This is a genomic window from uncultured Finegoldia sp. (genome assembly GCF_947252345.1).
Taxonomy (GTDB): domain Bacteria; phylum Bacillota; class Clostridia; order Tissierellales; family Peptoniphilaceae; genus Finegoldia.
In genome coordinates this window covers 1-12,079 of sequence record NZ_CAMXVC010000021.1, presented here as the reverse complement: position 1 = coordinate 12,079, position 12,079 = coordinate 1, and the positions used below count along the sequence as shown (strand labels likewise).

Here is a 12,079-nt window from a genome sequence, read left to right as displayed (position 1 = left end):
CGAGAATGACAAGGAGGATAGTATGAGTAACGGAACAGTAAAGTGGTTTAACGCTGCAAAAGGATTTGGATTTATCACAGGTGACGACAACAAGGATATTTTTGTTCACCAAAGCGCAATCCAACAAGAAGGCTTCAGAACATTGGAAGAAGGACAAAAAGTTTCTTACGATGTTGAAGCTACTGAAAAAGGCGACAGAGCCGTTAACGTAGTTAAATTATAGGACAGAAAGTTCAATCCGCGTGGGTTGGACTTTTTTTATTGCAAATTTATTTTAAAAAAATTTCGCAAAAATCTTGCGAGATTTTGTTTTCCGTCATTGTCATATATGATATATTAATAGTAGATTTTAAATTATGGGGAGGAATTGAGTATGGATTTTGAAGAAGTTATAAAAAATCGTTACTCTTGCAAAAAATTCAGCAATAAAAGAGTTGAAAATGACAAACTACAGAAAATTTTGGAAGCTGGAAGAATCGCACCGACTGCGAAAAATCTTCAAGAACAGCACATTTATGTGATACAATCGGAGAAAAATTTGAAAAAAGTTGACGAGTTGACGCCTTGCAGATATGGAGCGACGACGGTGTTGCTTGTTGCGTTTGACAAGACAAACGTGTTTACATATCCCGGCGACAGTAGAAATTCCGGAATCGAAGATGCGACGATAGTTGCGACACATATGATGTTAGAAGCTAAAAACCAAGGAGTGGAAAGCTGTTGGATTAATTTCCTCGACCCAGATTTGACTCACAAGAAATTTTTGCTTCCGGGAAATGAAGAAGTGCTTATGATGTTGGATTTGGGTTATCCGGCAGAAGATTCTGAAATGAATCCGCTTCACGACAAGAGAAAAGACATTTCTCAGACGGTTTCATTTATGTAATATCAAATCAGACGAAAGGAAAATTATGAAAAAGAGAAAAATTGAAATAATGGACTACGCGCCAGACATTATGAGAGAACTTCCGAAGGGAATATTTTTGAATACAAAATCAAACGGCAAATTCAACAGTATGGCGATTGCTTGGGGGACGATTGGGTACAATTGGAGCAGACCTGTGTTTGTTGTCTACGTCAGAGAAGGACGATTCACCAGACAGTTGCTCGACGAAAATCCCGAATTTACAATTAGCGTTCCAATCGGAGATTACGACAAGAAAATTATGAAAGTTTGTGGAAGCCAAAGTGGACGAGACGTCGACAAAGTGGAAAAAGCAAACCTCACTCTCGTCGAACCGGAGAAAATTTCTGTAAACGGAATAAAAGAACTTCCACTCACAATCGAATGCAAAGTTATTTACCGACAAAAACAGGATTTGTCGCTTCTCGAGGACGATATTCTCGACAGATTTTACCCACAAGATGTCGACAGCTCATTTACAGGCTCGAACAAAGATTCTCACATAACATACTTCGGTGAAATCGTCGACAGCTATATAATTGAAGATTAAAGGACAAACGGCTTGGATTTTCTAAGCCGTTTTTGAATTGCTGATTTTGTAAAAATAATCCGCGAGTTCGTCTGGTTCCTCCAATCCGCCTTTTCTAATCCAGTGGAGAATCATACCTGAGTTCACCGACAGAAAAACCTCCGTCGAATAATCTTTCGGCAAAAACGGATGATGCTCGATGGAATATTTTAGCTCCGGCAAAACATCAATCAACGCCAACAGAAACTTCCTCAAAATATCGTCGATGTATTTGTAGCTGTTCATCGTCAACGTGTAGATAAAATCGAAATCGTCCTTCACGCAATCGAGGACTTTTTTTATAATATCGTAGGAATTTTTTTTGCCGACTTTTTCATTCGTCAAAATATTTTTCAATTCTTCCAATAATTCTTCGACCAATTTATCCACCAAATCCATCTTGTCGACGTAGTGCAGGTAAAAAGTTCCCCTGTTTATCTTCGCTTTTTTTGTGAGCTCACTGACCGAAATCTCGCTCAAATCTTTTTCGTTCAACAGAGCAATCAACGCCTCTTTTAATTTTTGTTTTGTATTTGTTTCTCTTATTTGTGACATAAAATCTCCTTAAATGAACAAATCGTTCAAAATTGTTTCTTGTTAAGCTTTCGCTTTTAATATAAAATAAAATATATAAAAAATCAACACATTGTTCATATAAGAGGTGAAATAATGGCATATATAGAAATGAAAAACAGTTTTAAACGATACAAATCTGGCGACACGGAAATAATTGCCAACAATGACATATCTTTTGAAATAGAAAAAGGAGAACTCGCCTTAATTTTGGGCTCATCTGGAGCTGGCAAATCGACCGTGCTCAATATTTTGGGCGGAATGGACACAAATGACGAGGGGCAAATTTTAATCGATGGAAAAGATATCAGCAAATTTGACGAAAAACAACGCACGAATTACAGACGAAACGACGTCGGATTTGTGTTTCAATTTTACAATCTCGTCCCAAACCTAACTGCGAAGGAAAATGTCGAACTAGCATCCGAAATCGTGAGCGATGCGCTCGACGCAGAAGAAACATTGAAATCAGTCGGGCTTGAACACAGGATGAATAATTTCCCAGCACAGTTGTCAGGTGGCGAGCAACAGCGTGTGGCGATTGCCCGTGCCGTAGCGAAAAACCCGAAGCTTTTGTTGTGTGATGAGCCGACCGGAGCGTTGGATTACAACACAGGCAAGCAGGTTTTGAAAATCCTGCAAGAAATGTCACTAAAAGACGGGGCAACCGTTGTGATTGTCACGCACAATCACGCACTCGCACCGATCGCCGACCGAGTAATCTATATGCACGATGCGAAAGTTCGCAAAGTTGTAATCAACGACAACCCACAAAGCATAGAAACGTTGGAATATTAAAATGAACAAGAAGACATTGAACAAGACGGTTTTAAAATCGTTCAGGGAATCAAAGGGAAGATTTTTGTCGATAATGCTGTTGATGATGTTGGGGTCGATGACATTGATTGCGTTGAAAGTGACAGGAGACGACATCGACAAGACGGCGAACAAGTACTACGAAGAACACAATTTGTCCGATGTAAATGTGGTTTGCAATTATGGAATTTCAAAAAATGACGTCAGGGAATTGAGCACGAAAGAAAAGTTGAAAGACATTGAGTGTGGGCATTTTACCGACGTCACAATCGACAACACGCCACAAGCGTTTAGGATTTTTTCGAAGACGAAAAACATATCCGAGTTTGAACTCGTAAAGGGAAGATTTCCGCAAAAAATCGGAGAAATCGCTCTGACCGACCAATACTCCGGTGTGAAAAAAATCAACGACACGATTGTGATAAAAGAAAAAGACGAAGACAGCAAAATATTAAAACAGGAAAAATTCACCATAACGGGATTCGTCAACTCCAGCGAGATAATCTCGAAGACCGCCCTCGGAAACTCCTCGGCAGGTTCGGGAAGCTTGGAAGGTTACGGCGTGGTGTCGGATGAAAATTTCGATTCGGAAGTTTACACGATAGTTCGTATGAGATTTGACGATTTGAGAGGGCTCAATTACACCGACCCAAAATACGTCAAACGAGTTGAACAGCATCAGAAAGTTCTCGATGAAATGCTCAAAGACAACGGCAAATCGAGATTGAATGAAATAAAAAAGAAGGCGAACGAAAAAATATCAAAATCAAAGAAGAAAATCGCCGACGCCAAGAAAGAATTGGAAGATGCACAGAAGAAATTGAACGACGGACAGCAGAAATTAAACGAAGAAAAATCCAAGCTGGACTCATCGAAAAAACAACTGGCGAACAAAGAGTACGAGATAAAATCTTCACGATATCAAATATCCTCTGCAGAAGAAACCCTCGAAGTCACGAAAAAACAGTTGGACGATGCGAAGATTTTGATTGCCAATGGACAAAAACAACTCGATTCGAAAAAACCAGAAGTCGAAGAAAACAGAAATAAATTGTCCAAGGCGAAGTCAACGCTCGATTCCAACAAGAAAAAGCTCGATGAGAGCCTCAACCAGATAAATCAGGGAAAATCACAAATTGCAAATGCGAAGAAGGAACTCGAAAACAAAAAATCGGGCCTCACAAAACAGGGGATAATTCCCGAAAACGTCCCCGAAATTTCTCAAAGTTCGCAAGCAATCGCACAGCAAGAACTCGTTTTAAAACAATCCAAAGCCAAGTACAACGAGGGGTTGACCGAGTACGATCAGGGCTTAAAAAAATACCAAGACGGGATGAAAAAAATCGACGAATTTGACAAATCGCAAAATCAATTGAACCAAAAAAAGAAGCTCTACGAGGACGGAATTTCAAAATACAACAGCGGTTTGCAACAGTTAAACGCATCCAAGAAAAAATATCAAAACGGACTCGTGCAGATAAAATCGGCGAAATCGAAAATTCAAACCGGTTACAAAACTATAAGTTCGAAGCAGGAAGAATTAAACGACAAGAAAAAAACTTTCGTCTCCGAAAAGAAAAAAGCACAGGACAAGATTCAAGATTCAGAATCGAAAATCGCAGACGCACAAAAGGATATAGATGGACTGTCAATTCCTGAATACTCGACATTCACGAGGAGGACAATGCCGGGAGGCGACGGAATAAAATTGACCGAGACAACCTCCTCCGGAATCAGAAAAGTCAGCAACCTATTTCCAGTTGTGCTCTACCTCGTGGCGGCACTCGTGACGGTGACAACGATGACGAGATTTGTACAAGAAGAACGAAACAACGCCGGAATTTTAAAAGCGCTCGGCTACAACGACTACGATGTGATAAAAAAATTCGTGGTCTACGGATTGGTTTCGGGAATACTCGGAACGATTTTCGGGACAATACTCGGAATGTACGCACTACCGTATGTTTTGTGTTCGTCGCTGTTGCAGAATATGACGCTACCGGCTGTCAAATACCATTTCTTCTTCAAAATCTTTGCAGTGTCGATAATTTGCTCGCTCATCTCCAGCGTCTTGCCGGCGGTTTACATCTCCACAAAAGAGCTCAAAGAATCGGCATCGCAATTGCTACTGCCAAAGCCACCGACAAAAGGCTCGAAAATTTTGCTTGAAAGAATCAAACCGTTGTGGAACAGAATGAGCTTTACTCACAAAGTCACAGCGAGAAACATCTTCCGTTACAAACAGAGAATGTTGATGACGATTTTCGGAGTAGCAGGTTCAGTAGCGCTACTATTCGCAGGGCTTGGAATCGCATCGTCAATCAACGGAATACGAACGAAACAATTCGGGGAAATAATCCAATACGACGCAGTTGTGGCAAAGAAAGATTCTCTAAACAAAACCGAACAAGAAAAAATTGATAAATTATTGAAATCCGATTCAATCCAAGACTACACGCCGATTCACTCGGAAACAGTGACGAAAAAAATCAAGGGAATCGAAGACGAACAAACCATCTCGATGTTGGTGACAAATTCACACACATTCTCGCCGTTTATAAACTTGGAACACAGAAAATCAACGGATAAATTGAAAATAACAGACGATGGAATAGTGATTTCCGAAAAACTTGCAGATATTTCTAAAAGAAAAATCGGCGACACAATCACAGTCAACCTATCCGACAACGAAACAAAAAAATTGAAAATAAACAACATAACGAAAATGTACGCAGGGCATTTCATATTTATGAACGACAAATACTACGCCAAATCATTCGCAAAAAAAGCCAATGACAACAGTTATTTCATCACATTAAAGAATAACCGCTCAACCGACAACATAAAAAAAGTTGCCGCACAATTTATGAAACTCAACAAAGTAAAAGGCGTACAACAAAACACCAACACCATCAAACAAGTTGACACCATCATTTTATCGTTGACAAAAGTAATGACAGTCTTGACGATAATGTCGTTGCTACTTGCGATTGTAATTCTCTACAACTTGACGAACATCAACTTACAAGAAAGAATCCGAGAATTATCCACGATAAAAGTATTGGGGTTTTTCAACAAAGAAGTCACGATGTATATCTACCGTGAAACTATTTGCCTATCATTGATAGGAATAATAGTGGGAATTTTCGGCGGCAAACTGCTACACAAAATAATCCTCGAAAAAGTTGCACCAGCCGAGATAATGTTCAACCCACACATCGAAACGTGGGTCTACATCGCACCGGTGATTTTGGTCGTAGCGATACTCTATCTCTTGGAAATAGTCGTCAACCACAAACTCAAAAAAGTTGATATGCTCGAAGCGTTAAAATCCGTAGAGTAAAAAAATTCAAAAGGCATAACAAAAAAAGTTATGTCTTTTTGTTTTATAAATTTTCACACATTTTTCAAAATTTTTAAAAAAAGCAAAAAAACAAGCTACTTCGCAATAATTATGGTAAAATAAGTAAATGAAACGACAGGGCTTTTAGGAGAATTTTATGATTAAAAAAATCACCAAGCTTAAAAACAAAAACAAACACGACGACGAACTTGACAAGCTTCGTGTGGAATTGTCGATGTTGATGAGTGAGTACGACAATCTCGTTTTTCATCAGCTAAAAAACATCGAGGACAAGTATATGTTGAAGTTTGGCAAATTGGAGTACGAAGTTATGCAACAAGAATGTCAGTTCAGGAGGCTTCGTGCGAAATTAGAACTAATCATCGCAAAGAGAAACCACAACCAAAAAATTGACCTCGCAGAAATTGACTCGATACTAGACGACGAACTAGAGGAGTTCTACAAAAATCTCGAAAAAAGATTGCACGACATCGAAAAAGCGAAGATGCGCCTATTAATTCCGAAGTTGTCCGATGAAGAAACCAAAAAAATAAAATCAATCTACCGAAAATTAATCAAAAGATTGCACCCGGATTTGAATCCGAACTTGAACGATTTTGAAAAAGAATTGTTCAACAGAGTCGTGGATTGCTACGAAAAGGGAAATTTGTCCGAACTTTCCATAATTGATATGATGCTTAAAACTGAACACGAAACGGAAATTACCGACAAGGACAAGGAAAAGCAGAGGCTCATTGATTTGATTGACCAAATGAATTTGAAAATAAAATCAATAAAATCCGATTATCCCTACACATTAAAAGCCGTGTTGGTCAGCGAGGAGAAAACCAAACAACGATACAACGAACTACACAGAGCATACGACGAGTATTCGGAGCAAATCGAAATCTACAAAGCTGAAATAGCGAAATACATTTGACGAAATATTTTTGAAAAAATATTTTTGACAAAGTAATCTGGACGAAATATTTCGAATGAAAGGAAAATTATGGCAGATATCGCAAACAAAGACAATGGATTTTTGAAAATAAAATACGGAAAAAACGGGGGACTATCATCAATAAAACCGTTCCAAAGGGATATTTTGCTATTCACGACGCACATAGCGGGGACGAGCCACATAGATGGGATGGAAGAATTGGAGAAGTACATCAATATTGATGACAGGTTGGAGTTTTTCAGGCAACAAAACAACCCCTACGATTCAAATGCAATTGAGATTAAAAACTCGGACAACATTAAAATAGGCTACGTTCCGAAAGCCGACAACATAGTTTTTTCGAGACTGATGGATGCGGGTAAATTGTTGTACGGAAAAGTTGTGTCCAAGGAGGTTTTGGACAACTGGGTTAAGATAATAATAGAAATATATTTGCACGAAATATAAAACCACGAGGCATGAGATGAATTTGATGCTGACAAGCGACATAATGTCAGAGGATAAGAGACAATTGAACAGAAAAAACGGATTTGTCGACAAGATAGCTGAATTTGTGGCGGAAATAAACTGCCTTTATATGCCGTCCGACCCGTACAGCTCGTTCTTGTTGAACACAATCAGCCACCACCACAAAAGGGCATTCAAAAAAAGCGGATTCACAGTCAATCAATGGAACACGTTCAAGCTTTTCAAGAAAAAAATCCTGCCACGAATGATTGAACAATCAAATATGATAATCCTCGCCGGAGGACACGTTCCGACGCAGAACAAATTCTTTAAGCACATTCACTTAAAAGAACATCTCAAAAATTACGACGGACTCATAATTGGAATAAGTGCAGGGAGTATGAATGCGGCAACGACTGTCTACGCACAGCCGGAGAAAATCGGCGAAGTAAAATCCAAAACGTACCAGAGGTTTCTCGACGGGCTTGGATTGACGGATATCTCGATAATTCCACACTACACAGACGTGAAAGAAGAGCGTCTGGACAACAAAAGGATTATGGAGGACGTCACGCTTCCCGACAGCTACAAGAAAAAATTTTACGCACTTGAAGATGGTGCGTTCATAGTACAAAACGAAAACAAAATTTACGGAAATTGTTATGTAATAAAAGATGGAAAAATAAAAAAAGTTTGCAGCACAGGACACGTTGTAAATTTGAGAGGAGATTTTTAAAACAATGACAGAATTTTTTAGATACACAGAAGATGGATTCACATCGTTGAATATGACAGTACTCAGAGTGCTTCTGATAATATCTATGGTGCTCTCGTATCGACTTCGCAACAAAAAAAAGCTTCTACCAGTAAGCTTGGCACTAGCGTTGATTGTGCAATTGTTGTTGTTGTATTGGTATGCGGGTAACCACGCACTATTCATACAAGAAGGATTGCCGTTGTTCCACTGCAGAATATCGGTATTTATGATGTTAATTGCATACATAATCCACAACGACAAACTGATGAGATACTTTGCGTGGCTCGGATTGATTGGAGGGATAATCGCATTTTCATTCCCCGACCCATCAAAATACTTGTGGCCACACGTAACCAACATCACCTACGTTGTGGGACATTTGCTCTTGGGATTTTGCTCGGTGATGATATTGTCGACAAGAAAAACAAACTTCACATTCAAAAACTCGCTACTGACTACTACGATAATGAACTCGATTATAATGGCAGTAAACCTTCTGCTACACACAAACTACAGCTACCTCGTCAAATTTCCAAACACCGTTCCGGTTCACTTCCAACCGGCAGTGACATTTTTGTTTATGACTATGTTGATGTCAGTGTTCATATCCGCAGTGGAAAAATCAATCGCGAGACTTACTATGAAAAAACAAACAAATTCCACAGTAACTATGCAAGAATAAAACTTGCATAGTTTTTTTATTGCAAACAAAAAACTTGCAGAAATCAATCTACAAGTTTACGTTCTTCAAATAATTATCCACCAAATCGCACTGCATCTTCCAATCGTGAAGCAGCATATCGCTTCTCTTGTCCAACGACAAGAAAATGCCCACGCCATAAAAAGACGTCATCAACAAACTTATCAAATATTCAGAATTTTCGATGTTAGAATCCGGATAGAAAAACTCCAATGCACTCATCAAATCTAAGCGCACATTCTCGACGAGCATATTACGAACCGAATTTTTCTCGTCATCAAAATAATACCTGTCGTGCGCAAAAGAAAACAACACCTTCAAATTCAACGCCTTTTTTTCATTTGTAATCAAATTTTGCAACGACAAATACAAATAATCCGAAAAATTTTCGTAATCGCACCAATTTTTGTCCAAAATGTTGTCCAAGCACACGATGCAGTCTTTCAACACGCACTCCAACAACTCATCGACATTATCGTAGTGATAAAAAATACTCGCCTTGGAAAATCCTCCGTTTTTTGCAATAAATCCAGCACTCGCAGCTTTCAAGCCGAAATTTGCGATAATATCCTTAGTGATAGCAATAATTTTCTCTGAAGTATTAGCCATAAAATCCTCCTATTAAAAACAATTATACCATATTGACCGAGAGGTCAGTAAGTGTTAATATATTTTAGTACCAAATTTTTTGAAATACGAGGAGAAAAAAATGAAAATAAAAATAATTTCAGATTCAGCCTGTGATTTGAACGAACAATACATCAAAGAAAACGACATCTCGATAATTCCATTCTACATAACCATAGATGACGAAAAATCATACAAGGACAAAATCGACATACAATCCGAGGAGTTGATTCGAAATATGAGACAGGACGAGGGGTTTTTTGCGAAGACATCGCAGCCAAGCCCGGAAGATTATCAGATTGTTTTCGAAAAATACGCAAAGGAAAATTTGCCTATGCTCTGCTTCACAATAACGAAACAACTCAGTGGCTCGTACCAATCGGCGAACATCGCCAAAAAGCTTGTAGAGGAAAAATACGACTGTGACATCAGAATAATCGACACACAATCGGCATCCCTAGCACAGGCGTTGCTGATAAATCACGCAATCAAAATGATGCACGAAGGCAAATCTCTCGACGAAATAGTCGAGGTAGTAGAGCAAATCAAACACACATCCGAGATTTTCATCTCGCTTGACACGCTAAAATATCTCGAAAAAGGCGGCAGAATTTCCAAAACGACGAGAATAATCGGCAACGCACTCAAACTCAAACCGATTTTGAAACTCGAAGAAGGAAAACTAGAAATAATGGACAAAGTCATCGGCAAGAAAAAAGCGATAAAAAAACTAATCGCAACCGTGGAAGATAAAATAAAACACAGCCCACAAGACTACGAATTGTTCATCGTACACGCAGACGAGCTGGAAATTGCCACACAAATCTACGACGAACTGAAAAAAACCTACAACTTTACATTCCAACCACAATCAATCTCGCCGGTGCTTGCGAGCCACGCAGGATACGGAGCATTGGCGTTGGGAATGGTAAAAACAAAATAGAGGAACAAAATGAAAAAACAAAACAAACTCACAAACAAAATAACAAAATCAATAATAATAGCGCTGTTATTGGCGATATTGTCAACGTATTTCATCGGAAACTATTTCGTGAACTACGCACTCGTTCCACACTCTGGAGGAAACAACAGAAAAGTTGCCCAGACCTACAAAATGCCACCACAGATTGTAAACATTCAAGAGGCGAACAAAAAACAACAAGAACAACAATCTATAAACTGGCAACGCAAATTCACAAACAACGAACAAAAAATAAAATCAGACGACGGATACACGCTCTACGGGCACACATTCACCCACACACAGACAGACAAATGGATTATAATTGTCCATGGCTACCAATCAAAAGAAGAAAAAACATACCCAATCGCACAGCATTTCTACGACAAAGGCTACAACGTGCTCACAATATCGCTGAGAGCCCACGGAAAAAGTGAAGGCAAGTACATCACCATGGGCGTCAAAGAAAAAGACGACCTCATCAAATGGACACAACACATAATACAACAAAATCCACACGCCGACATAACATACCACGGAACATCAATGGGAGCTGCGACAGTGCTGATGGCGGCAGGGGAATTTAACGACTCTCACCTCACAAAAGTAATCGCAGACAGCGGATACTCATCGGTGTGGGAAATTTTCAAATCAGAACTGCACAAAAGATTTTCGCTACCATCATTTCCGATACTCGATATGAGTAGCATCGTAGCCAAGATGAAAACAGGACACTCATTAAAAGAAGGAAACGTCACGAAGTACACACCACACATCAAAGCCAAAGTCCTCCTGATTCACAGCAAGACGGATGATTTTGTACCGGAATATATGGCGGAGCAAATCTACAACACCATCAACGCCAAAAAACAAAAATACATCACAGACTACGCAGACCACGCAGACATCAAATTTGCCTATCCAACACAATACTACAACACGATTCACAAATTTATGCAGGAATAAACCAAAAAAAGGGAGAAGGGAAAGTAGAAAACCAGATTGCACGAATATCTCGACTACGAAAATTTGTGATTTCTAAATCTCAAAATCCTGAAATTTGAAGTGCGCTACGCTGGCACAGCCAAATTTCGGACGGATTATTTCGATTTGAAATCAAAAAAATTTCCTCCGTAGGATATTCTAAGCAAAACTGGTAATCTACTTTTTTGATTAATAAAGGCAAATTTGATGAAAAATAAAAAAAGAGAAGGGAAAGTAGAAAACCAGCTTGCACGAATATCAGATAATCAATCAGCAGTAGAAACAAATTATTGAATTTATAGAAATTTATTCCGTAGGATATTCTAATCGTAAAGGAGTTTTGTCTTTTGTTTACTATTTATAGAAGAAAAAATGTCTTTACTATTTATATCTGTCTCTTATACACATCTGACGCTGCCGACGAAACCTTATGGGTGT

13 protein-coding genes are annotated in these 12,079 nt (G+C 38.9%); 11 read left to right on the top strand and 2 right to left on the bottom strand.

From position 1 onward, the window contains the following. Nucleotides 1–22 precede the first annotated feature (22 nt). The 3 genes from Q0X02_RS05365 to Q0X02_RS05355 all read left to right on the top strand — a co-directional run bounded on the left by Q0X02_RS05365 (nucleotide 23) and on the right by Q0X02_RS05355 (nucleotide 1,454). Nucleotides 23–223 (top strand): cold-shock protein, encoded by a 201-nt coding sequence (locus tag Q0X02_RS05365; protein ID WP_297812679.1) that lies wholly within the window; start codon nucleotides 23–25, stop codon nucleotides 221–223. Nucleotides 224–373: 150 nt separating this feature from the next. After that, complete coding sequence (locus Q0X02_RS05360; RefSeq protein ID WP_297812675.1) at nucleotides 374–886, top strand: nitroreductase family protein; 513 nt, start codon at nucleotides 374–376, stop codon at nucleotides 884–886. Nucleotides 887–911: 25 nt separating this feature from the next. Beyond that, nucleotides 912–1,454, top strand: a complete 543-nt coding sequence (locus Q0X02_RS05355) for a flavin reductase family protein (protein ID WP_297812672.1) — start codon at nucleotides 912–914, stop codon at nucleotides 1,452–1,454. 21 nt (nucleotides 1,455–1,475) lie between these two features. On the opposite strand, the gene Q0X02_RS05350 is transcribed toward Q0X02_RS05355, so the two are convergent. Next, complete coding sequence (locus Q0X02_RS05350) at nucleotides 1,476–2,027, bottom strand: TetR/AcrR family transcriptional regulator (protein WP_297812669.1); 552 nt, start codon at nucleotides 2,025–2,027, stop codon at nucleotides 1,476–1,478. Between the two features lie 114 nt (nucleotides 2,028–2,141). Here Q0X02_RS05350 and Q0X02_RS05345 point away from each other — a divergent pair, with 114 nt between their 5' ends. From Q0X02_RS05345 to Q0X02_RS05320, 6 genes are all read left to right on the top strand, one after another. Continuing rightward, nucleotides 2,142–2,843 carry an ABC transporter ATP-binding protein gene (locus tag Q0X02_RS05345; protein ID WP_297812666.1) on the top strand — a complete coding sequence of 234 codons (702 nt, stop codon included), beginning with the start codon at nucleotides 2,142–2,144 and terminating at the stop codon, nucleotides 2,841–2,843. A 1-nt stretch (nucleotide 2,844) separates the two neighbouring features. After that, nucleotides 2,845–6,204 carry an FtsX-like permease family protein gene (locus tag Q0X02_RS05340; RefSeq protein ID WP_297812663.1) on the top strand — a complete coding sequence of 1,120 codons (3,360 nt, stop codon included), beginning with the start codon at nucleotides 2,845–2,847 and terminating at the stop codon, nucleotides 6,202–6,204. Between the two features lie 157 nt (nucleotides 6,205–6,361). Beyond that, nucleotides 6,362–7,144: a hypothetical protein gene (locus Q0X02_RS05335; RefSeq protein WP_297812660.1), complete on the top strand. Its 783-nt coding sequence runs from the start codon at nucleotides 6,362–6,364 to the stop codon at nucleotides 7,142–7,144. 69 nt (nucleotides 7,145–7,213) lie between these two features. After that, complete coding sequence (locus Q0X02_RS05330) at nucleotides 7,214–7,612, top strand: HIRAN domain-containing protein (protein ID WP_297812657.1); 399 nt, start codon at nucleotides 7,214–7,216, stop codon at nucleotides 7,610–7,612. A 16-nt stretch (nucleotides 7,613–7,628) separates the two neighbouring features. Further along, the gene (locus Q0X02_RS05325; RefSeq protein WP_297812653.1) at nucleotides 7,629–8,348 is read left to right on the top strand and encodes a Type 1 glutamine amidotransferase-like domain-containing protein; all 720 of its coding nucleotides are present in this window, start codon (nucleotides 7,629–7,631) and stop codon (nucleotides 8,346–8,348) included. 4 nt (nucleotides 8,349–8,352) lie between these two features. Continuing rightward, nucleotides 8,353–9,051 carry a YwaF family protein gene (locus Q0X02_RS05320; RefSeq protein WP_297812650.1) on the top strand — a complete coding sequence of 233 codons (699 nt, stop codon included), beginning with the start codon at nucleotides 8,353–8,355 and terminating at the stop codon, nucleotides 9,049–9,051. A 48-nt stretch (nucleotides 9,052–9,099) separates the two neighbouring features. Here the strand turns inward: Q0X02_RS05320 and Q0X02_RS05315 are convergent, their stop codons facing one another. Next, complete coding sequence (locus Q0X02_RS05315) at nucleotides 9,100–9,678, bottom strand: TetR/AcrR family transcriptional regulator (RefSeq protein ID WP_297812647.1); 579 nt, start codon at nucleotides 9,676–9,678, stop codon at nucleotides 9,100–9,102. Nucleotides 9,679–9,778: 100 nt separating this feature from the next. Between Q0X02_RS05315 and Q0X02_RS05310 the strand changes: the two genes are divergently transcribed. Both Q0X02_RS05310 and Q0X02_RS05305 read left to right on the top strand, forming a co-directional pair. Beyond that, on the top strand, nucleotides 9,779–10,639 hold the full coding sequence (locus Q0X02_RS05310) for a DegV family protein (RefSeq protein WP_297812644.1): 861 nt from the start codon (nucleotides 9,779–9,781) through the stop codon (nucleotides 10,637–10,639). 9 nt (nucleotides 10,640–10,648) lie between these two features. Then, complete coding sequence (locus Q0X02_RS05305; protein WP_297812641.1) at nucleotides 10,649–11,623, top strand: alpha/beta hydrolase; 975 nt, start codon at nucleotides 10,649–10,651, stop codon at nucleotides 11,621–11,623. Nucleotides 11,624–12,079: the final 456 nt, after the last annotated feature.